We start from the raw sequence: 20,562 nt of genomic DNA, 5'->3' as shown, positions 1-20,562 counted from the left end.
GCCGGTTTGGGCTGATATCTGCGGATCAAAGCGCTTTTAGACAAGGCCAGCTTCGCTGTCCAGAAACTGTGCAAGGAGATCAGAGGGTTGCCGCAGGCGCGTAATCCCGTTGGAAAGCTGCAAAGGGCGCGTTGACAGGCTTGGCTGGCCTGTGGTCTGTACCCATCTGTATCGTACGGCCACGTCGGGAGAGACCGGCTACAGCTAGCCGGCGCCGAAGGAGCAACCGCCCCGGAAACTCTCAGGCAAAAGGACCGCGTGGCTTTGACGACATCTGGAAAGAGGCGCCGACGGGCTTGAGGTCCGGACTGCGTCCGCCGACGGGATAATACTCTCAGGCACAGCGACAGATGGGGCTTCGACTGGATCCATCGGGGAATCGTCCCCGGGGAACCGCCGAGGGCCCCTGTAATGCCTGCGCGTGACGACAAAGACTCCCTGAAACGTACCCCCCTCTACGACCTTCACGTGTCGCTCGGCGGCAAGATGGTGCCGTTCGCGGGCTATGACATGCCCGTGCAATACCCCGCGGGCGTGCTGAAAGAGCACCTCCATACCCGCAGCCAGGCCGGCCTGTTCGACGTCTCGCATATGGGCCAGATCGCGCTGCGGCCGAAGTCGGGCAAGGTTGAGGATGCCGCCCGCGCGCTGGAACGGCTGGTGCCGCAGGACATCGTGGCAATTGCGCCGGGCCGGCAGCGCTATGCCCAGTTCACCAATGCCGATGGCGGCATTCTGGACGATCTGATGGTCGCCAATTTCGGCGATCACCTGTTCCTGGTGGTCAACGCCGCCTGCAAGCCCGAGGACGAGGCGCATCTGCGCGCGAATCTCTCCGACGACTGCATTATCGATTCGCTCGCCGATCGCGCGCTGATCGCGCTGCAGGGCCCGAAGGCCGAAACGGCGCTGGCCAAATTGTGTGCAGCGGCGCCCGCCATGAAGTTCATGGATGCCGGCCCGCACGAGGTCGCCGGCCTCGCCTGCTTCGTCTCGCGCTCGGGCTATACCGGCGAGGACGGGTTCGAGATTTCGGTCCCCGCTGGCGATGCCGAGCGCCTCGCCAAAACGCTGCTCGAAAACCCCGACGTGATGCCGATCGGCCTCGGCGCCCGTGACAGCCTGCGGCTGGAAGCCGGGCTCTGTCTCTACGGCCACGACATCGACACCGCGACCACGCCGGTCGAGGCCGCGCTGGAATGGTCGGTGCAGAAGAGCCGCCGCACCGGCGGCGCCCGCGCCGGCGGTTTTCCCGGCGCCGAAAAAATCCTCGCTCATTTCGACAACGGCGCATCGCGCCGCCGCGTCGGTCTCCGCACTGAGGGCCGCGCCCCGGTGCGCGAGGGCGCGCTGCTGTTTGCCGATAGCGCGGGCGGCGCGCCGATTGGCAAGGTCACCTCGGGCGGTTTTGGCCCGAGCCTGAATGCGCCGGTTGCGATGGGCTACGTGCCCGCGAGCCTGAGCGCGCTCGATACGAAACTCTTCGCGGAGGTGCGCGGCCAATTTCTGCCGCTCACCGTCGCCGCCATGCCCTTCGTGAAAAACACCTACAAACGCTGACGCATGATGAGATCGAGCACAGCTGGCGGCCCCGAGGTCACCTCTCCCCAACGGGGAGAGGTCGGATCGCATCTGGCGATGCGGAGCATCGTCCAGTGCAATGCGGGTGAGGGGCCGCGGCACTCCATGAGATCAGAACCCCTCACCCGGATCGCATCTTGCGATGCGATCCGACCTCTCCCTACGGGAGAGGTGAACTCAGTCCCCGGCTCTCGACCAAACTCCACCGCTTCAGGGAACCAACAATGACCACGACGCTGTACACTTCCGACCATGAATGGCTGGCGATCGAGGGCGATGTCGCCACCGTCGGCATCACCGATTACGCGCAGTCGCAGCTCGGCGACGTCGTGTTCGTCGAACTGCCCAAGATCGGCCGCACCCTGAAGAAGGCGGAAGCCGCCGCCGTCGTGGAATCGGTGAAGGCCGCCTCCGACGTCTACGCGCCGATCTCCGGCGACGTGCTCGAGACCAACGAGGCGCTCGCCGCAGAGCCTGCGCTGGTGAACTCGGATGCGCAAGGCAAGGCCTGGTTCTTCAAGATCAAGATTGCCGACAAGAGCGAACTCGGCGGCCTGATGGATGAAGCCGCCTACAAGGCACATACGGCGTGAGATGACGAGAGATCGAGCCACATCGTCATGGCCGGGCTTGTCCCGGCCATCCATGTCTCTCTCTCGGCACGAAGAACGTGGATGCCCGGGACAAGCCCGGGCATGACGGCGACGACAGAAGACTCAAAGCGAGGACCCATGATGACCGCGCACCGCAAATCCAATGGCGAAACCACCTCTTTCGTTCGCCGCCACATCGGCCCCTCCGCGCGCGATGTCACCGCAATGCTCGAGGCGGTCGGCGCCAAAAGCGTCGACGCGCTGATGGCGGAGACGCTGCCGGCCTCGATCCGGCAGGCCGCCCCGCTCGATCTCGGCAAGCCCTTGAGCGAGACCGAGGCGATCGCGCATATGGCAGAGCTCGCCCGCCAGAACCAGGTTTTCACCTCGCTGATCGGCAAAGGCTATTCCGGCACGATCTTGCCGGCGGTGATCCAGCGCAACATCCTGGAGAACCCGGCCTGGTACACGGCCTACACGCCCTATCAGCCCGAGATCAGCCAGGGCCGGCTGGAAGCGCTGTTCAACTTCCAGACCATGATCTGCGACCTTACCGGGCTCGACGTCGCCAACGCCTCGCTCCTCGATGAGGCCACCGCTGCGGCTGAAGCCATGGCGCTCGCCGAGCGGCATTCGCAGGTCAAGGCAAAAGCCTTCTTCGTCGACAAGGACGTGCATCCGCAGACGCTGGCCGTGATGCGCACCCGCGCCGAGCCGCTGGGCTGGAATTTGATCGTCGGCGATCCCCTCACCGATCTCGCGAAGTGTGACGTGCTCGGCGCACTGCTGCAATATCCCGGTTCTTCGGGCGCGGTGCGCGACCTCCGGCCCGTGGTCGCGGCGCTGAAAGCCAAGGGCGCGCTCGCGATCGTTGCCGCCGATCTGCTGGCGCTGACCCTGCTCGCCTCGCCCGGCGAACTCGGCGCCGACATTGCAATCGGCTCCGCCCAGCGCTTCGGCGTGCCGATGGGCTATGGCGGGCCGCACGCGGCCTATATGGCGGTGCGCGATGCGCTGAAGCGCTCGCTCCCGGGCCGCATCGTCGGCCTCTCCGTGGATTCCCGCGGGATGCCGGCCTATCGCCTCGCGCTGCAGACCCGCGAGCAACACATCCGCCGCGAGAAGGCGACCTCCAACATCTGCACCGCGCAGGTGCTGCTCGCCGTGATCGCCTCCATGTACGCGGTCTATCACGGTCCCGAAGGCCTTGCGCAGATCGCCCGCACTGTCCATCGCCGTGCCGCCGTGCTCGCCGCGGGCTTGCGCAAGCTCGGCTTTGCGCCGCAATCCGAAACCTTCTTCGACACGCTCAGCGTCGATGCCGGCGCCAAGCGCGCCGAGATCATCGCACGCGCAGCGGCCGAGAAGATCAATCTCGGCGTTGGCGAAGCTGCGCTCCGCATCGCGCTCGACGAGACCACCACGCCCGCGACCGTCGAAGCCGTCTGGCGCGCCTTCGGCGGCACGCTTGCTTACGCCGAGATCGACGCCACCACGCGCGAGGCCCTGCCCGACGCGCTGAAGCGCGCGACCGCCTTCCTGACCCATCCCGTATTCCACGCGCATCGCTCGGAGACCGAGATGCTGCGCTACATGCGCAAGCTCAGCGATCGCGACCTCGCGCTCGACCGCGCGATGATTCCGCTCGGCTCCTGCACCATGAAGCTGAACGCGACCACCGAGATGATGCCGCTGACCTGGCCGGAGTTCGCCTCGCTGCACCCGTTCGCCCCGCGCGAGCAGGCCCAGGGCTATCACGCGCTGTTCGCGCGGCTGGAAAAGTGGCTGTGCGACATCACCGGCTATGACGCGATCTCGCTGCAGCCGAATTCCGGCGCGCAAGGCGAATACGCCGGCCTGCTCGCGATCCGCGGCTATCATGCCGCGCGCGGAGAAAGCCACCGCAAGATCTGCCTGATCCCCTCCTCCGCCCACGGCACCAACCCGGCCTCGGCCGCGATGGTCGGCATGGACGTGGTGGTGGTCGCCTGCGAGAAGAACGGCGACGTCGACGTCAATGATCTCCGCGCCAAGGCGCAAGTGCATGCGAAAGACCTCGCCGCGGTCATGATCACCTATCCCTCGACGCATGGTGTGTTCGAGGAGCACATTCGCGAGATCTGCGACATCGTGCATAGCCATGGCGGCCAGGTGTATCTCGACGGCGCGAACCTCAATGCGCAGGTCGGCCTTAGCAGGCCCGGCGACTACGGCGCCGACGTCAGCCATCTCAATCTGCACAAGACCTTCTGCATCCCGCACGGCGGCGGCGGCCCCGGCATGGGCCCGATCGGCGTCAAGGCGCATCTCGCCCCGTTCCTCCCCGGTCATCCCGCGACGCAAGCTGATGCGCCGGTGGGGCCGGTGTCGGCCGCGCCGTTCGGCTCGGCCTCGATCCTCACCATCTCCTACATCTACATCCTGATGATGGGCGGCGAAGGCTTGAAGCGCGCGACCGAGATCGCAATCCTCAACGCCAACTACGTCGCCGCTAGGCTCGATGCGCACTTCCCGGTGCTCTACAAGAATGCCAAGGGCCGCGTCGCCCATGAATGCATCGTCGATCCCCGTCCGCTCAAGACGACGTCCGGTGTCACCGTCGACGACATCGCCAAGCGCCTGATCGATTACGGCTTCCACGCGCCGACCATGAGCTTCCCGGTGCCGGGCACGCTGATGATCGAGCCGACGGAGTCGGAATCGAAGGCCGAGCTGGATCGCTTCTGCGACGCCATGATCGCGATCCGCAAGGAGATCGCCGAGGTCGAGGCCGGTCGCTTCAAGATCGAGGCATCGCCGCTGCGTCACGCCCCGCACACCGTGCACGACATCGCGGACGACGACTGGAAGCGCGCCTACGCCCGCAGTGAAGGCTGCTTCCCCGCGGGCACCTCGCGCACCGACAAATATTGGTGCCCGGTGGGCCGCGTCGACAACGTCTATGGCGACCGCAACCTGGTGTGCTCCTGCCCGCCGGTGAGTGATTACGCGGAAGCCGCGGAGTAAGGCGCGACGGGAGTCTCTCAGTGGGCAAAGCGGCTTGTCCGCCCGAGCTCGAAGAGCGAAGGCGGAAAGCGTGCCCACCACCTTTCGCCACGCCGGAATATGGTGGGCACGGCGCTCGCGCGCCTTCGCCTACCCTACAGCACCGAATGCGCCTCTACGGCGCGACCAACAATCGGCTTTCGCGATCCCAGCGCCAGAGCCGCTCGTTGGTCAGTTCAGTACCGCCCCACCAGCGTTTGACCGGGTTGTGACGCCACATATCGTCTTCTCGGGCGACTAGGGAACGTCCGAGTTCAGTGAGCGTGACCTTCCACTCGCTCCTGCCGAAGTAGCGGTCATCATTGTTGAACGACGGATCGCCCAACAGAACAGGCGGTGCCGAATACTCCGCCAGTTCGAGCAAGGCATCTTGTGCGTCGCCTCCGTCGAACACATCGCGATACCACCTCGCTTCGGAGATGTATTTTGGGTCAGTTTGCCCTTCGCTCACACGGCCCAGCATGTCCATTTCGGTGGCACCTAGGCCCGTCACGCTGTCCGGGAGCTCTTCAAGCAACGCAATGAGCGCCGATCGAAGTCTCGGCAGAATCATCAAATCCGTCATCAGAAGATCGAAACAGGGCTTTGGCGTTTCAGCCCGATAAGCCTGCCAAGCGCAGCTCGCCATCGCGAAATGATTGTCGGTCACCCTGAAGGCCGGCAGCTTCCATTTTGCGACAGACTCGGGAGCATAGTTCGCAACCTGATCGTCTGTGTGCACCAGACTCAGCTTCGTCGTGATCTCTTTGTAGGGGCGAAGAAGGTCCAGCAGCCAGACCAGTACAAGCTGATCGTTGGCTTGAGGGTCGACCCATATTTCAATCGAGTCGAACTTCGCACACAGCTCGAAGAACCCGATATCGCGCGTTCCGAAACCGTCGAGCGCGCCGCGACAGACGTCATCGAGCCAATGATCGCCGGGATTGCAGTGCTTTTCCGATCGGCGCTCCAGCCCTATCAGAAGCCGCTCCTCGGACGGCAATTTCCTCGAGACGAAGCGTGGACGGAGTCCAAGCACGACGTTCGCGAGAAGCGTCTGGCGAAGCGTGGCCTCAGCGCGATCGTTCGTCGTCAGGATCAAATGGGACACTATCGCCTCTCAAAATTGATACGCAAGACAAGAACATGTTGAGCGAACACGTAAACATCATCCAGGCGCAACAAGCGAGCGGGTCTCTGGGTCCCATCGCCAGAGCCGCTCGTTGGTCAGGTGGGTGCCGCCCCACCAGCGATCAATCCGGTTGTGCCGGCGAAAACTCTGGTCACCTCCCAGCATCGCCTTGCCGAACCCGGTCAGCGATAATTGCGACCGCTTGTACCGATCGAAACGGATTGAATCGTTGTGCATCTCCAGTGAAACCGGGCCTTCATCCAGTCCTGCGACCGCCGGCCTCTCGCACCGGGCGAGCCCATCAAGCAACGCTCCAACTTCCCAATAGTCGAAGACGCGCCGTGCGTTACCCTTCTGATACCCCTGGAACACTTCAAAGGGCGACACATCGGCCGGCGCGATCAATTCCAGGATCCGCTTCATGCCTGTAGCCTCAAGGCTTCGTCAACGCAGCGCCGTAGCGCCACAGCCGGTCAAGATCAGACGTTTCATCACGCCACCCGATCACCACGACGCAAAAAGAAACGGGCACTGACGACGTCGGCAACTCAACGTCCTCAGCGCCCGCTCCTCGCGAAACTCTACTGGTACGGCTTACTCGTCCGCCGGCTCCTCGCCGTCGGCGTCGCTCTCGGGCGTGCCGGCCAAAATCTGCTCGGAGATCAGGCCGGAGTTCTGGCGGATCGCGGTTTCGATCTTGGCGGTGATGTCGGGGTTGGCCTTCAGGAACGCTTTCGAGTTCTCGCGGCCCTGGCCGAGACGCTGGCTGTCATAGGAGAACCAGGCGCCGGACTTCTCGACGATACCGGCCTTGACGCCGAGATCGAGGATCTCGCCCATCTTGGAGACGCCCTCGCCATACATGATGTCGAACTCGACCTGCTTGAACGGCGGTGCCAGCTTGTTCTTCACCACCTTGACGCGGGTGGTGTTGCCGACCACTTCGTCGCGCTCCTTGATCGCGCCGATGCGGCGGATATCGAGGCGGACGGAAGCATAAAACTTCAGCGCGTTACCGCCGGTCGTGGTTTCGGGCGAGCCGTACATCACACCGATCTTCATGCGGATCTGGTTGATGAAGATCACCATGGTGTTGGATTTGTTGATCGAGGCCGTGAGCTTACGCAGCGCCTGGCTCATCAGGCGGGCCTGCAGGCCCGGCAGCGCATCGCCCATCTCGCCTTCGAGCTCGGCCTTCGGCACCAGCGCCGCAACCGAATCGACCACCAGCACGTCCACCGCACTCGAGCGCACCAGCGTGTCGCAGATTTCCAGCGCCTGCTCGCCGGTGTCGGGCTGGGAGATCAGGAGCTCGTCGATATTGACGCCGAGCTTGCGGGCATAGACCGGGTCGAGCGCGTGCTCGGCGTCGATGAAGGCGCAGATGCCGCCCTTCTTCTGCGCTTCCGCCACCGTGTGCAGCGCCAGCGTGGTCTTGCCTGAGGATTCCGGCCCGTAGATCTCGACGATACGCCCCTTGGGCAGGCCGCCGATGCCGAGCGCGATATCGAGCCCGAGCGAGCCGGAGGACACCGCCTCGATGTCCATCGAACGGTCGTTCTTACCGAGCTTCATTACCGAGCCCTTGCCGAACTGGCGCTCGATCTGGGAGAGCGCGGCAGCCAGAGCTTTACTCTTGTCCATGGAAGATCCTTCGACGATACGCAGGGCAGTGGTGGACATTGGGTCGTGCTCCTTATGGCGAGGATTCGGGTGCGGGACAAACGGTTGGCGCGGCGGGTCGTCGATAAAAGCAATGTACACGATCTGTTCCATGTTCGCAATATGTTCTTTTGAAAGGGTTGGGTTGGGCGCTGACCTTGGCCGGCACCAGAATTTGGGCGCTGCCCGCATCTGCCGCCAAGTGTCCCAAGTTGAAGTGTTCACTTTGGAACTGAAGCCGCCTCGCCTGCATATTAAGCTTCGCAGATACTCGAACCCAACGGTTAGGACCCGGAGCCACGAGGTTGCGTCATGTCGAAACGCCGCCGTTTCAAACAGACCCTTTCGCTTGAAGACCGCCTTGCCCAAGAAGCCGAACGCCTCCGAGAAAAGGCCAAATCCCTCCCCCCAGGTCCTCAGCGTGAGGATGCCCTCCGCAAAGCCAGACAGGCCGAAACCGGCGCTCACATGAGCGAATGGCTGAGATCGCCCGGCTTGCAGCCACCAGAGTCGTTCTAGCAACCATCTGCCAGCCGGCTTATTGTCGTCCCATCACCGATCGAGGCTCCGCCCGTAGGCATCGGTGGCAGAGAGACTGATTGCGCTCCCGCCTACACGACGATGGAGCGCCTTGATGGAACGCTATTTCTTTGACATCCAAAGTGGCCACGAGTTCTTTGCAGACGAGGAAGGTCTGCGCCTGCCCAATCTCAAAGCCGCCGAAGCCGAAGCGATGCAAACACTGACCGGGATCGCCAAGGAATCCGTCTTCAAAGGCGAGCGGCCAGATCTGGCTGTGGAAGTACGCTCGACGACTGCACGGTTGTTCTGCGTTTCCATCATCCATCGGAACGCGAGCACCAAGCATTAAGGCCGCCTCAGTTGGCGGCCTCCCTCATTTGGGTCCACGCATTCAAGTGAATCTGTGGACTTCGTTTCAATGTCCTCGCTCCGCCCCTGCAGATGTCTCTCTCCGGGACATGAACCTTGGCACGCGCTGTGCAGACTAATCCCTGCCGGGGTTTTGCATCCATCCCCCCGGGGCTGGAAAGCCGCCGTCCGCGATAGATTTAAGCGGGCGGCGTTTTTTGCTCCATCCCCCGTAAATTTCTCAGTGTCCTAATTTCCCGAAATCGCCGTCCGAATTAGAACAGCACCGGAATTGGGGTGCTGTCCGCATTTGGCCAGAGGTGTCCCGGTCCGGTGGTTAGCGGATTGTGACCGCGATATGGTTCCCCGATTGGAACAACAACTTTAAGGGGGCGACCAATGAAAATTGCGACTGCTCTTGGAATTATATTTCTGGCGTTTTCTTTTTCGTCTGCCTTCTCATCTGCCTTGGCCCAAACGCAATCGTGCAGCGCTCGGGCCGCCGAAGCGCAGATAACCTGCAAGGGCATGGGTTTTGACCTGCAGCGATGCAATACGACCATCGCGGCTAGGTTGGCTCATTGCCGAGCCACTGGATGCTGGGTGACAACGACCGACAAATGCGGCTTCACGAAAAAATAAACCATCAAGGCGGCGCGACAAACGGCGCGAGGCGAAGAAGAAAGGTTGCCCATCTGGCCGACAGACCGGTGATCTGATCCGCCTTCACGAGCGCACAAAAAAGGCCCCAGCTCGCAGGGTTGGGGACATGAGCCGGGGCCATTTGGGGTCTGCCCTTTGGGCAAAGGGCACCGGGAAAACGTGGCAATCCGGCAATTGTTCCAAACCCCAAAAGCAAAGAGCCACTGCTTTGAACAGCGGTCCTTCCGGGTTTCAAATTTTTCGAAATGAAGTTCCTTATTGCCTCCCCGGAGTTTCCGGTTTTTCCCGACTCTCGACCATGATTGTCGGGTTGCGCCCCGCCTCAATTAGCGGAGGCCGGGCGCTTCGCATCCCCCAGAATCAGCAGCGCCAGAGGCGCCAGGGGACCGACCGCGACGGCAATCCATAGCCACCTTCGCGGCGGCCTGTTGCGCTCGCGCGCCATGGCGCCAGCGAGCGGGATCGCCCCAATCGAGACAATGACGAAAAGCCAGAAGCCCATGGCCATCTCCGCTGTGACGCAGCAGGATAGCATGAAAGCAACCAGCGGCCCCGCCCTCCGCAAAATGTGAGGCGATGCTTCTTCGTCGAAGATGATGCGCATCAACGTCCCGAAGCGATGCCGTCGTCATAATTTCGCAATCCTTCGGCACTGAACTTTTCCGCGGCCGCCGCGCTTTCCTTCGGGAGTGGGCTGCCGCAATGGGGAATCGGATCATGACGGAAAACACGCAGCACGATGCCGGCAGGCGCAATTCCCTGCTCCAGGCGGCGCTCGAGGAAATGGCGAAGTTCGAGCGCAGGGAAAGCGAGTTCCGCAAGAAGGATCGCGCGGAGCGCGCCGCCGATCTGCGCCTGCCCCTGGACGAGATCAAGGTGCACTAGGAAAGGCGAGCCGAATCCGGCCGTTGCCTACTGTGCATGGGGTTGTTTTACGTCTTTGCCGGGATGCGCCGCTGCGGCCCACCCCGTTCCCCGCTACATCAGCGCCAGCAGCACGATTCCGATCACCAACACCACGAAGCCAGCCGCCGTCGCGGCGGCGAATGACCGCTCTACCTTGTCCATGATGCCACCCCGCTTTCGGCGCGCCACGTATCCCCCATGGCTTCGCCGTGCGCGCGAAGTGTCGCCAACGGATGTGTCCTAAATTGTGCGGGGCGATGTCTGAATTGGGACGTGAGAGCGCCTCCCAACGTCGCCGCAAGCCACGCACAAGCTTGCGTAAGGCGCCCGTCAGCCGGATGCTCTAGCCTTGCCTTGCCCGGTGGACCAACGCCGGGCCTCCATACCCAGTCGACCCCGCTCTCCGCCGAGCGGGGTCTTCTGTTTTGGGCGGCCGAACGACGAGGCCGCCGAACCACGACGACCAGATTCCAACACGCCCCGTCAGGCTGTCGTAAGCTGAGAAGGCTACGGTCGTTCCGCTATGGTGTTGCAGCCCAGCACCTCAGCCTCCAATAACCTCCTGCCCCGCCCGGCTCTCCCCTGGCGGGGTTTTTTCTTGTGCGATGGCGTGGACCCATGGCCCGCGCTCCGCGTATCTCTTCCGTGGTTCTCCGACCATGAACAGAGTTCCTGGCCGGGGTGTTTGCGCGGTTCGGGCAGCGGTTCCATACGCGTGAAGACGCATCCGCCGGTTCCATCTTTCGGAATCCGAGTTCGCTTGTTTCGAGCTGGGCGCGCTTACTGAATTCCAATGAACTATCCTCGACTTAACGGCAAATTTTGCTTGTCGATGGAATATTCCGCCCCCCAACATGTTGTCCGACATGGCAAGGTGAATCGTGGAGGTGACCATGAATCACAGGGGCGTTGAGTTCACGGTTGCAAAGACGGCAGTCCCGGGCGTCTGGCAATGGCAGTTCCGGATCGGCGACGAGATCAAGTCAGGAAAGACCGAGACGAAGATCGACCTGTTGGCGATCCGTCGGGTGCAGTTGCGCATCGATCGGGAGTTGAAGGCCATCGGCCACGGCCTGACGCGTCGGGTTGAACGGCCGGACCGGGGCTAGTCGGCGCTGGGCAGCCGCCGCATGGTGAATTCGATATCGCCGCCGGGCAGTTCGCGCCAAGTCTCGACTTCGCTCATATAACCGGCCTTGGGATAGCGCGCGAAGAAGGCCTGCGCCCTTGCCCGCGCCGCGGCGCGCGGCAGGGTGAAGCTCTCACGCAGATAGCCGTCACCGGCTTTGGCGGCCGGCTTGCGCCGGCGCGCCATCCGCTCGGCGAGGTCCCGCGGACGATCCGCCATATCCTGCCTCCTCAACGCAACACTGCGAGGAAATGTAGGATCAGGGCCCGGCGAAGGGGAGTCCCGCCGGAGGCGTCATCCGCCTCCGCGGAAGCGCGGTCAATTGGCCGCCGTGCCGGCCTTGGGCTTCTTGGGCGTGCCGGTGGCGGCCGAAGTCTTCGACGCCGGTTGCTTCGGCGGGTCGGCGCGCATTCCGCCCCAGGGATCGCTGGAGGCCTTGGCGTCCGGAATCTTCTTCAGCGTTTCCTTGTAGGCCTTCTCGCGCGCGGCATCCGCGGCTTTCTCGTCCTCGGACTTGGGCGGGCCATCCGCCATCAGATTGATATGGGGCGACTCCTGCGCGAAGGCCGGTCCAGCCACCAGCGCCAGCACCGCTGCCATACGGAAAACCTTCATCACTCACTCCTTGATCATCGATAAGGGGGCGCGGATACCACATCCTGCCCGTCTTCGCAGCGCCAGGCGCCACGTCAATCCGCTAGAGCCGATCCGATCTGCACGATTTCGGCCCGTGGAGCCAGTCCTCCCAGACCGGGCCGCATCTGGTGCAACCGCTCAGCGCCAAACCAAGCGCAGCCAGGCAAATGACAAGGACACTTCGACGCAACATCGTCCACCCGCTCCCGAGCGAGCATCATATCGGGCGAAGTCGGGCATTTTCAAGCCGACGGATCCCCGTGACTTTGCCGCGCCCAAGCGGGCAGAATGAGCGAAACATCCGGCAACACGGGAGGGAAAGACAGCAATGCCATCGCAGCCAGACACCGAGTTCGGGATCACTGAGGCCAGACGCATACTCGGCGAGGTCTTTGCGCCCTGGATCCAGGATCTCAACCTCTCCGTGGAGCGCATCGAGCACGTGCCGCCCCCCGAAGCGCAGGACTGGCAACCGGGCGCGCTGCTCCGCATGCCGTTCTCCGAGCGGTTGTGCCGCAATGGCGGCGTGGTCTGCGGACAGGCGCTGATGGCCCTGGCCGATACCGCGATGGTGATCGCCAACCTTGCCGCCAACCGCGGCTATCGTCCGATGACGACGGTGGACCAGACCACGCATTTCATGCGCGCGGTCTCCTCATCGGACGTGCTCGCCGATGCCCGCGTGGTGCGGCTCGGACGCACCATGAGCTTTGGCCGCGTCACCCTGCTCTCCGCCGCCGACAACAAGCAGATCGCGATGGTGTCGAGCGCATTCGCCATGCTGCCCGGCTGAGCGTCATCCGAAACGAAGAGAGCCGCGTGAGCGCAAAGCGCACCGCGGCTCTCGATGACGATCGTATCGAATCAACAGACCGAGGCGCGATCGCGCCTCGGTCGAGACGCTTCCGAAAATTATTTGCCGAGGATTTCGTCGGCCGCGGTGACGACGCTGACGGTCGGATTCTTCCCGCAATAGGCACCGAACTTCTTGGCGTTCTCGATGAACACCTCGGTGTCGATGATCGCGTTGTCCTCGTCGCCCTTGTACCAGCCATCCATCCAGGTCAACACGACCGCGATGTTGTCTTCGCCGCTCTCCAGGAATTGCTTGCAAGTCATGGTCGAGAGGTCCCACTTGACCGCGTGAGCGGGCACCGACGACAGCGAGAGCGCTGCGGCGAACAGAAGCGAAAGCGTGGTCTTCATTGGAATCTCCATCGGCGCGTAACGCCATAAAGGAAAGGCTTGGGGATAAACTCGGCGGGAAGCAACTCGCTCGAACTGATGCGGTGAACCATGTTCGAGGCGGACGCCGCTGTTCGTCGCGCTGGTCATCGCGGCGCTGGGCTGGCGTCGCCTGCGTCGTATCACGCAATCATCATCGCGTTGTGGACACGATGCGAACGCTCGTTCACATGACACACATTATTGCACGAAGGCGAGGCCGATGCGCCGCTCGCTGCGCCAGACGGCGCGGCAACTCCGCCTGAAATTATCACGCGCGATCGAGAGGGTGAACGATTGCGGTAATGCGACAGGACTGTCGAGATCTATTGCCGCTCCGCCTTCCGATATGTTTCGCACCGTACACGCTACACCCCTATTTTCGTAGGTGATCGTGCCGCCCTTGAAGACCCTGTGACGTTGCGCTGCACGTTTCTCGGTCATCGACGTTAATCCATAATGGCGATTGAAAATTAGTGCATAGAAATTACGTTGAACTAAACTCAATACTGGCGCTACTTGCACGGCGCTTCAGACTTCGTTTACGACGCTGAGGCGACCGCGCTGCAACGTCACGAGGGTGATAATCGAAAGCGCAGACCAACTGACCGACATTGTCGGACGTGATCTCCCGAAGACAAAAAGCCTAAACCGCCGGCATCGCCGCCCCGACTCGCCCGAGGGCGAAGTAGACATCTCCGCTCCGCCGGCCGCTTCGCTCTATTTCGGCTTCTTCGCGGGCTCGCTCGGACGCGCCCCGCTCCACGGGTCGTACTTTTCCTTGGACTCCGGAATGCGCTCGAGCGCGGCCTTGTAGGCCTTCTCATCGACCTTGGGCTTGTTGTCGGCCTTGGCGCCGCCCTCGTTGGCGTGGCGCCGGCCGCCGCCCATCTGCGCCTGCGCCGAAGCAACCGTCAGCGCCAGCACTGCGGCCGCTATGGCCAAAATCCTCATTCGCGCAATCCCTCTCATCCAAAGCACAAACTAGCCTGCAATCCGGTATTGGCAAATGCGGCTTGCAGCGCCCCTTCAGCAAATGTTGATCGGACGAGACTTCGTCCCGCCGGATTCGCGCCTATCTGTTGGTCCGCAGGGGATCTTCACGAATGTTGCGGATTGTTGCTCATCTGGCGCTGCTCGCCGCCGCGCTCGCACTCGGCGCGTGCGGCTTTGCCGACAGCCGCGCGCCGGTGCCCGACTTCATGCGCCTCAAGGAGGCCGAGCAGCCTCCGCCTGAACCGCCGCCCGACGTCAAGCGCGTGGTCCGCGAGCAGATCGAAGTGGTCTTCCTCAACACCTCCTATCCGCGCGAGGTGCAAGTCGCCCTGCCCCATCATGAAGTCCGCGGAACGGGCTGGACCGCCTGCGTCCGCGCGCAACTCACCTCGGCCACCGGTTCGGCGCTGGGCACCCAGACCTACATCGTGACGATCAATGGCGGAAAGGTCATCGACCGGCGGCGCGCCGAAGCCGACGACATCTGCGGCTCGGAAGCCTACCAGCCGATCTAGCGATGAATAAGTGCCACACGACATCCGGTTCCGGGAAAAACCTGTAAATCAGCCGGAACGATCGTCGCCTCCCATTCTTGTTACCGCCGAGGGCAGTTTCGGAGGAGGACAGGATGAGGACGTTCACGATTGCACTGCTGGCCGGTGTCGGGGCTCTCGCGGCGGCGACCAGCGCGAAGGCTGCGGATCTTTACACCACCAGCGAATACACCAGCCCCGACCTCATTCAGGAGGTCCGGCTCGTTTGCGATGACGCCGGCAATTGCTATCGCACCCATGGCGGCGCGCGCGTGATCGTGCGCGACTCCTATGCGAGGATGCCGCGCGAACGCTATTACGAGCGTCGCACCTATCGCGACTGGGACGAGGGCCCGCGCGCCGGCGTCGGCATTCGCGCGCCCGGCGTGAGCGTCGGAGTCGGTGTCGGCGACGACCGCTGGTAAGCAATACAGCATGACGGACGGGACCGGACGAGTGAGTTCGTCCGGTCCCGTCCGCTCGACTTGACGGCAGATCAGTCAGGCAGCGACCGTCTGCCGCTGGAACTGCTCATATGCCGCGATCGCATCCGCGGCATACATCAAGGATGGGCCACCACCCATGTAGACGGCCATGCCAAGGGCTTCCTCAATCTCTTCGCGCGTCGCGGCAAGCTTGACGAGCGCCTCGGCGTGAAATCCGATACAGCCGTCGCAATGCGCGGCGACACCGAGCGCAAGCGCAATCAGTTCCTTGGTTTTCTTGTCCAGCGCGCCGTCGCGCGTGGCCGCCTGAGCAAGCGCGGCAAATCCCTTCATCGTGTCAGGGATGTCGTTGCGCAGCTTCCTCAGATTGGCGGAGATATTCCTTGTGATGTCGACATAGTTCTTGTCCATCGGACCCTCGCTAGCTGGATTTGACTGTGGTCGAAGTCGCCTCGGACGGTGCGCGCAAGGCGATATAGATCGCGGGAATCACCAGCACGGTGAGCAGCGTTGACGACGCAAGCCCGAACAGAAGCGAAATCGCCAGTCCTTGAAAAATCGGATCGAGCAGGATGGTCGCGGCGCCGATCATGGCCGCAAGCGCGGTGAGAAGGATTGGCTTGAATCGAACTGCGCCAGCCTCCAGCACCACCTCGCGAACCGACTTGCCCTCTCCACCGCTGTGCCGGATGAAGTCGACCAGCAGGATCGAGTTGCGCACGATGATGCCGGCCAGTGCGATGAAGCCGATCATCGAGGTCGCGGTGAACGCCGCGCCCAACAGCCAGTGCCCGATCAAGATGCCGATCAGCGTGAGCGGAATCGGCGTCAGGATGACGAGTGGCAGACGGAAGCTCCTGAACTGGGCGACCACCAGCACATAGATGCCGAGGATTGCAGCGCCGAAGGCCGCGCCCATGTCGCGGAAGGTCACCCAGGTAATTTCCCATTCGCCGTCCCACAGCAGTGTGGGACGCGACTCGTCCGACGGCTGGCCGTGCAGGCTGATCGCAGGTTTCGCCAGCTTGCCCCAGTCATGGGCATCAACCCGATCCGCAACCGCCAGCATGCCGTAGAGTGGCGCCTCGAAGCGTCCCGCGAGCTCGGCCATCACCATGTCTGCAAAGCGCCCGTCGCGGCGGAAGATTGTCGGTGAGCCCTCTTCGGTCGTCGCCTTCACGACCTGTCCGAGCTCCACCACCGTCTTGCTGCCGGGCAACGTATTGGCTGGCACGGGCGTAGAGGCCAGCGCCTCGTCCCAGACCAGGTCGCGCTTTCCGAGATGCACCGCGATCTCGATCGGATTGCGGTCCTCGCCGCGATGCGAATAGCCGATCGAGATGCCGCCGAACAGCGCCTGGATCGTGTCGTAGACGTCACGCTGCTCGACGCCGAAGAATTCAAGCCGTTCCTGGTCGATCGAGAGCCGCAGCCGGGGCCGCTTCTCGCCGATGGAATCATCGATGTCGACGATGAAGGGCACCTCTGCGAAGATCTTCTTGAGTTCGGCCGTGACCGCACGACGCGTGGCGGCATCGGGACCGTAGATCTCGGCAAGCAGCGTCGAGAGCACCGGCGGCCCCGGCGGCACTTCCACCACCTTGATGCTGGTGCCCTTGGGTGGATCGAGCGTCTTCATCTTCTCGCGCAGCTCGAGCGCGATCTCGTGGCTGGCACGCTTGCGCTCGCCACGCGCAGTCAGGTTGACCTGCACCTCGCCGAGTTCGGGCCGCTCACGCAAGTAATAGTGCCGTACCAGGCCGTTGAAATTGAAGGGAGCCGGTGTGCCGGCGTAAGATTGCAACGAGGTGACCTCCGGCAATTGTCGCGCGAGCTCGGCCACGTCGAACAGCATGCGCTCGGTCGCCTCCAGACTCGCCCCTTCCGGCAGGTCGATGACAACGGCGATCTCGGATTTGTTGTCGAACGGCAAAAGCTTGACCGTCACAGACTTGGTCGCAAACAGCGTCATTGACAGCAGCGTCGCGATGCCGACACCGAGCAAGAATGTCCAGGCCGATCGCTTGCTCCGCACGATTGGCGTGGCGAAGCGCCGGTAGATCCGGCCGAGCCGGCCCTCATCGTGCGCCGCATGGACCGGCGCAATGTCGCCCTTCGGCGCGAGCTTGAGCATCAGCCAGGGAGCCACCACCATCGCGACGAAGAACGAGAACAGCATGGCCGCCGACGCATTGGCCGGAATCGGCGCCATGTAGGGCCCCATCAGGCCCGACACGAACAGCATCGGCAACAGCGCGGCGACCACCGTCAACGTCGCGACGATGGTGGGGTTGCCGACTTCCGCCACCGCCTCGATGGTCGCCTGCAAGCGCGGCCGGCCGTCGCGCATGCCCCAATGCCGCGCGATGTTCTCGACCACGACAATGGCGTCGTCGACGAGAATGCCGATCGAAAAAATCAGCGCGAACAGGCTGACCCGGTTGATGGTGTAGCCCATCAGGTTGGCGGCGAACATCGTCAGCAGGATCGTCGTGGGGATCACGACGAAGGTCACCAGAGCTTCGCGCCAGCCGATCGCAATCGCGATCAGGACCACAATTGAGATCGTCGCGAGCCCAAGGTGAAATAACAGCTCGTTGGCCTTCTCGTTGGCCGTCTCACCGTAGTCGCGCGTCACCGTCAGCTGGACATCCTCGGGGATCAGGCGGGACTTCAGCCCTTCGAGACGTTTGGCAATGTTCTCGGATACGACAACGGCATTGGCACCGGCGCGCTTGGCCAGCGCCAGGCTGACTGCAGGCATCCTCCCCCACTGTCCCCCGGTGTCGCGCGTATCCGTCCAGACTCGATGCTCGATCGTGCTCGGGCCGACGACGACGGAGGCGACGTCCTTGACGTAGACCGGCCGGCCGTCGCGGGTCGTGATGAGCAGCAATCCTATGTCGGGGATGCCCGACAGCGTCTGGCCCGCCGCGACGTTCCGCACGATACCGGCATCGCGGACCTGCCCCGCCAGGAATGAGCGATTGGCATCCTTCACCTTGGCCACGAGCTGCTGCAGCGTGATGCCGAACAGCGACAGCTTCTCCGGATCGGGCTCGACCCGGATCTGTTGCGGCGCGCCGCCGGAAACATAGGTCAAGCCGATATCGTCGACCTTCATCAGCTCCGCGCGCAGCTTGTCCGCGAGCTCGTAGAGGTCCTTGTCGGTCCAGCGGCTGGCCGCTTCCGGCTTGGGCGAGAGCGTCAGCACGGTCACCGCGACGTCATTGATGCCGCGACCGACGATCAGCGGCTCGGGGATGCCGACGGGAATGCGATCGAGATTGGCGCGGATCTTTTCATGGACCCGAAGAATCGCGTCCTCGAACTTGGTACCGACCAGAAAGCGCGCGGTCACCATCACGCGGTCGTCCTCGGTCTGGCTATAGACGTGCTCGACGCCGTCGATGCCCTTGACGATCGATTCCAGCGGCTTTGTCACAAGCTCGACAGCGTCCGGTCCGCGCAAACCATCGGCGGTGATGCGGATATCCACCATTGGAACGCTGATCTGCGGCTCCTCCTCGCGCGGGATCACCACGACGGCGATCAGCCCCACGACGAGTGCCGCAAGCAGGAACAAAGGTGTCAGCGGCGAAGCAATGGTCGATCTGGTCAACCGTCCTGACAGTCCGAGATTCACGGTTGCACCAACCGGTCGCCGGCATGGATGCCGGACAGGATTTCGAGCCCGTCAGGAAGCTCCGGCGTCGGCAAGCCGCGTCCACGTTGCACCGGGACGTCGATCGTGACATCGCCCTTCCGGAGCTGGACGTAGTCGATGCCGAACCGGGTCGTCACATAGCTCGATGGGATAATGTAGGCCGGCCGCGTGCCGCCGGAGATCCAGACCCGCAGGCGGTCCCCGACGAAATATTCGCCGAGCCCTTCGACGGTCGCGTCCGCAATGACACGCCCTTCCTCGATCTGTGGATAGACGAGGTCGATCAGGCCCCATTTCGAGGCCTCCCCCGCGAGCTCCGCGCCATCGATGCGGATCTTGTCGCCGGCCTTCAGGAAGCGCGCGTGGCGCTCCGGCACGCGCAACCGCAACTTGAAATTCTGCTGGGCGACGGTCACGATCGGGTCGCCGGCGAGCACGACCGATCCCACGGTGATCAGCCGCTTCAACACGCGGCCATCGGCCGGCGCGAGCACCTGGCCCTGGTTGAGCTGCTCGTTGATGACGGCGCGTTCTGCGGCCTTCGCGCGCAGGCCGTTGTCGGCAACGTTGAGCGCGGTACGTTGCTCGTCGAGCTTGACGCGCGGCAGGATGCCGCGTTCGACCAGGCCTTCGGTGCGGGTGAAGTCGATCTGCGCCTGGTTGGCCTGCGCCTGGAGCGCTTCGATCTGGGCGTCGAGCGATTTCATCTGGAGGACGAGCTTTTCGTCACCGATGATCGCAATGGCCTGGCCGGCTGCGACGCGGTCGCCTTCCCTCACCTTGAGCTGCGCAACGGTGCCGCCGATGCGGCCCCGGGCGGGGACCACGCTGATACTCTCGACGGTGGCGAACACGGCCTTCTCGTCGATGACCGGCTGCTGCGCCACGGTCAACATTTCCGCGGCGGCTCGGGACCCCACCGGCACGCCGAGCGCGGCCAACAGCACCAGAAATCCGAGGCATCGCGTCAGATATTCCACGGGATCCATCCGTGTCATCATCAGGTTCACCACGCCGCAACGCGACGCCCTCTCATTTCATCGACATCTGGCGGGCGCGCGTTGATCTCGCGCAAAGCGCTCCTGCCCGCCGTTTCCTAGGCTTCATCGCGTCCTTGCGGACTTCGGTGCGCAAAACACCTGGTAGAGCGTCTTCAAGACCTCGCGGGCCGGCTCGCTGGCGATCGAATAGAAGATGGTCTGTGCATCACGCCGCGAGGACACCAGGCCATCCTTGCGAAGGAGCGCAAGATGCTGAGACACCGTGGAATCCCTGAGATTCAGGAACTCGGCCAGCTCTCCAACCGAGCGTTCGCCGTCGATCAACTGGCAGATGATGAGAAGCCGGTGACGGCTGGAGAGCGCCTTAAGCAATTCGCTCGCCTGATCGGCCGCCCGCTCCATGACGTCGCTATCTATTTTCATACTTGCGTATATACGAACTTATGAATATATAGTCAAGCGCTGCGATACAGCCGGAACTGAACCGGCGGAGCAGCCT

General features: G+C 63.1%; 23 protein-coding genes and 1 riboswitch. Of the genes, 10 read left to right on the top strand and 13 right to left on the bottom strand.

Features of this window, described 5'->3' with window-relative positions; genetic code table 11:
* The first annotated feature begins 175 nt into the window (after positions 1-175).
* A riboswitch (glycine riboswitch) is annotated at positions 176-266 on the top strand.
* A 145-nt stretch (positions 267-411) separates the two neighbouring features.
* The 3 genes from gcvT (at position 412) to gcvP (ending at position 5,180) form a co-directional block, all read left to right on the top strand.
* Complete coding sequence (gcvT, locus tag ACWAT4_RS15180) at positions 412-1,560, top strand: glycine cleavage system aminomethyltransferase GcvT (RefSeq protein WP_449730851.1); 1,149 nt, start codon at positions 412-414, stop codon at positions 1,558-1,560.
* Between the two features lie 245 nt (positions 1,561-1,805).
* Positions 1,806-2,174 (top strand): glycine cleavage system protein GcvH, encoded by a 369-nt coding sequence (gene gcvH / locus ACWAT4_RS15175; protein ID WP_212302995.1) that lies wholly within the window; start codon positions 1,806-1,808, stop codon positions 2,172-2,174.
* Between the two features lie 141 nt (positions 2,175-2,315).
* A complete protein-coding gene (gcvP, locus tag ACWAT4_RS15170) occupies positions 2,316-5,180 on the top strand; it encodes an aminomethyl-transferring glycine dehydrogenase (RefSeq protein ID WP_449731212.1) in 2,865 nt (954 codons plus the stop codon).
* Positions 5,181-5,334: 154 nt separating this feature from the next.
* On the opposite strand, the gene ACWAT4_RS15165 is transcribed toward gcvP, so the two are convergent.
* The 3 genes from ACWAT4_RS15165 to recA form a co-directional block, all read right to left on the bottom strand.
* Positions 5,335-6,309 carry a hypothetical protein gene (locus ACWAT4_RS15165; RefSeq protein ID WP_449730850.1) on the bottom strand — a complete coding sequence of 325 codons (975 nt, stop codon included), beginning with the start codon at positions 6,307-6,309 and terminating at the stop codon, positions 5,335-5,337.
* A 57-nt stretch (positions 6,310-6,366) separates the two neighbouring features.
* Positions 6,367-6,753, bottom strand: a complete 387-nt coding sequence (locus ACWAT4_RS15160) for a hypothetical protein (RefSeq protein ID WP_449730849.1) — start codon at positions 6,751-6,753, stop codon at positions 6,367-6,369.
* Between the two features lie 171 nt (positions 6,754-6,924).
* Complete coding sequence (recA, locus tag ACWAT4_RS15155; protein ID WP_449730848.1) at positions 6,925-8,013, bottom strand: recombinase RecA; 1,089 nt, start codon at positions 8,011-8,013, stop codon at positions 6,925-6,927.
* A gap of 291 nt (positions 8,014-8,304) precedes the next feature.
* Here recA and ACWAT4_RS15150 point away from each other — a divergent pair, with 291 nt between their 5' ends.
* Entirely contained in the window at positions 8,305-8,511 is a 207-nt protein-coding gene (locus ACWAT4_RS15150; RefSeq protein WP_249148905.1) for a hypothetical protein, read from the top strand.
* A 115-nt stretch (positions 8,512-8,626) separates the two neighbouring features.
* A complete protein-coding gene (locus ACWAT4_RS15145) occupies positions 8,627-8,863 on the top strand; it encodes a DUF6894 family protein (RefSeq protein ID WP_212444420.1) in 237 nt (78 codons plus the stop codon).
* Positions 8,864-9,847: 984 nt separating this feature from the next.
* On the opposite strand, the gene ACWAT4_RS15140 is transcribed toward ACWAT4_RS15145, so the two are convergent.
* A complete protein-coding gene (locus tag ACWAT4_RS15140) occupies positions 9,848-10,129 on the bottom strand; it encodes a hypothetical protein (protein ID WP_212444421.1) in 282 nt (93 codons plus the stop codon).
* A gap of 113 nt (positions 10,130-10,242) precedes the next feature.
* Between ACWAT4_RS15140 and ACWAT4_RS15135 the strand changes: the two genes are divergently transcribed.
* Together ACWAT4_RS15135 and ACWAT4_RS15130 are read left to right on the top strand one after the other, a co-directional pair.
* Entirely contained in the window at positions 10,243-10,410 is a 168-nt protein-coding gene (locus ACWAT4_RS15135) for a hypothetical protein (RefSeq protein ID WP_212425297.1), read from the top strand.
* Between the two features lie 914 nt (positions 10,411-11,324).
* The gene (locus ACWAT4_RS15130) at positions 11,325-11,540 is read left to right on the top strand and encodes a hypothetical protein (protein ID WP_212302990.1); all 216 of its coding nucleotides are present in this window, start codon (positions 11,325-11,327) and stop codon (positions 11,538-11,540) included.
* Here ACWAT4_RS15130 and ACWAT4_RS15125 read toward each other — a convergent pair.
* Positions 11,537-11,779 carry a hypothetical protein gene (locus ACWAT4_RS15125; protein WP_212302989.1) on the bottom strand — a complete coding sequence of 81 codons (243 nt, stop codon included), beginning with the start codon at positions 11,777-11,779 and terminating at the stop codon, positions 11,537-11,539. The genes ACWAT4_RS15130 and ACWAT4_RS15125 overlap by 4 nt on opposite strands.
* A gap of 99 nt (positions 11,780-11,878) precedes the next feature.
* Positions 11,879-12,175: a lysozyme inhibitor LprI family protein gene (locus ACWAT4_RS15120; protein ID WP_212425298.1), complete on the bottom strand. Its 297-nt coding sequence runs from the start codon at positions 12,173-12,175 to the stop codon at positions 11,879-11,881.
* A gap of 349 nt (positions 12,176-12,524) precedes the next feature.
* Here ACWAT4_RS15120 and ACWAT4_RS15115 point away from each other — a divergent pair, with 349 nt between their 5' ends.
* The gene (locus ACWAT4_RS15115; RefSeq protein ID WP_212444423.1) at positions 12,525-12,989 is read left to right on the top strand and encodes a PaaI family thioesterase; all 465 of its coding nucleotides are present in this window, start codon (positions 12,525-12,527) and stop codon (positions 12,987-12,989) included.
* Positions 12,990-13,108: 119 nt separating this feature from the next.
* Here ACWAT4_RS15115 and ACWAT4_RS15110 read toward each other — a convergent pair whose 3' ends face one another.
* The 3 genes from ACWAT4_RS15110 to ACWAT4_RS15100 form a co-directional block, all read right to left on the bottom strand.
* The gene (locus ACWAT4_RS15110; protein WP_212302986.1) at positions 13,109-13,402 is read right to left on the bottom strand and encodes an HdeA family protein; all 294 of its coding nucleotides are present in this window, start codon (positions 13,400-13,402) and stop codon (positions 13,109-13,111) included.
* Between the two features lie 219 nt (positions 13,403-13,621).
* Positions 13,622-13,864 (bottom strand): PilZ domain-containing protein, encoded by a 243-nt coding sequence (locus tag ACWAT4_RS15105; RefSeq protein WP_212425300.1) that lies wholly within the window; start codon positions 13,862-13,864, stop codon positions 13,622-13,624.
* A gap of 276 nt (positions 13,865-14,140) precedes the next feature.
* Complete coding sequence (locus tag ACWAT4_RS15100; RefSeq protein WP_212444424.1) at positions 14,141-14,374, bottom strand: hypothetical protein; 234 nt, start codon at positions 14,372-14,374, stop codon at positions 14,141-14,143.
* Positions 14,375-14,526: 152 nt separating this feature from the next.
* On the opposite strand from ACWAT4_RS15100, the gene ACWAT4_RS15095 reads away from it, so the two are divergent.
* A complete protein-coding gene (locus tag ACWAT4_RS15095) occupies positions 14,527-14,931 on the top strand; it encodes a hypothetical protein (RefSeq protein WP_212302983.1) in 405 nt (134 codons plus the stop codon).
* A 113-nt stretch (positions 14,932-15,044) separates the two neighbouring features.
* The gene (locus tag ACWAT4_RS15090) at positions 15,045-15,374 is read left to right on the top strand and encodes a hypothetical protein (RefSeq protein ID WP_212444425.1); all 330 of its coding nucleotides are present in this window, start codon (positions 15,045-15,047) and stop codon (positions 15,372-15,374) included.
* 75 nt (positions 15,375-15,449) lie between these two features.
* Here ACWAT4_RS15090 and ACWAT4_RS15085 read toward each other — a convergent pair whose 3' ends face one another.
* The 4 genes from ACWAT4_RS15085 to ACWAT4_RS15070 all read right to left on the bottom strand — a co-directional run bounded on the left by ACWAT4_RS15085 (position 15,450) and on the right by ACWAT4_RS15070 (position 20,486).
* Entirely contained in the window at positions 15,450-15,806 is a 357-nt protein-coding gene (locus tag ACWAT4_RS15085; protein ID WP_212444426.1) for a carboxymuconolactone decarboxylase family protein, read from the bottom strand.
* Positions 15,807-15,816: 10 nt separating this feature from the next.
* Complete coding sequence (locus tag ACWAT4_RS15080; protein WP_212444427.1) at positions 15,817-19,041, bottom strand: efflux RND transporter permease subunit; 3,225 nt, start codon at positions 19,039-19,041, stop codon at positions 15,817-15,819.
* Positions 19,038-20,063 carry an efflux RND transporter periplasmic adaptor subunit gene (locus ACWAT4_RS15075; RefSeq protein ID WP_212444428.1) on the bottom strand — a complete coding sequence of 342 codons (1,026 nt, stop codon included), beginning with the start codon at positions 20,061-20,063 and terminating at the stop codon, positions 19,038-19,040. The genes ACWAT4_RS15080 and ACWAT4_RS15075 overlap by 4 nt, the downstream gene beginning before the upstream one ends.
* A gap of 102 nt (positions 20,064-20,165) precedes the next feature.
* On the bottom strand, positions 20,166-20,486 hold the full coding sequence (locus tag ACWAT4_RS15070; protein WP_212302978.1) for an ArsR/SmtB family transcription factor: 321 nt from the start codon (positions 20,484-20,486) through the stop codon (positions 20,166-20,168).
* Between the last annotated feature and the right edge of the window lie 76 nt (positions 20,487-20,562).

It is taken from the genome of Bradyrhizobium sp. T-1 (genome assembly GCF_053592855.1).
Note: the sequence above shows the minus strand (reverse complement) of the source record. Positions and strands in the feature narration are given on the sequence as shown.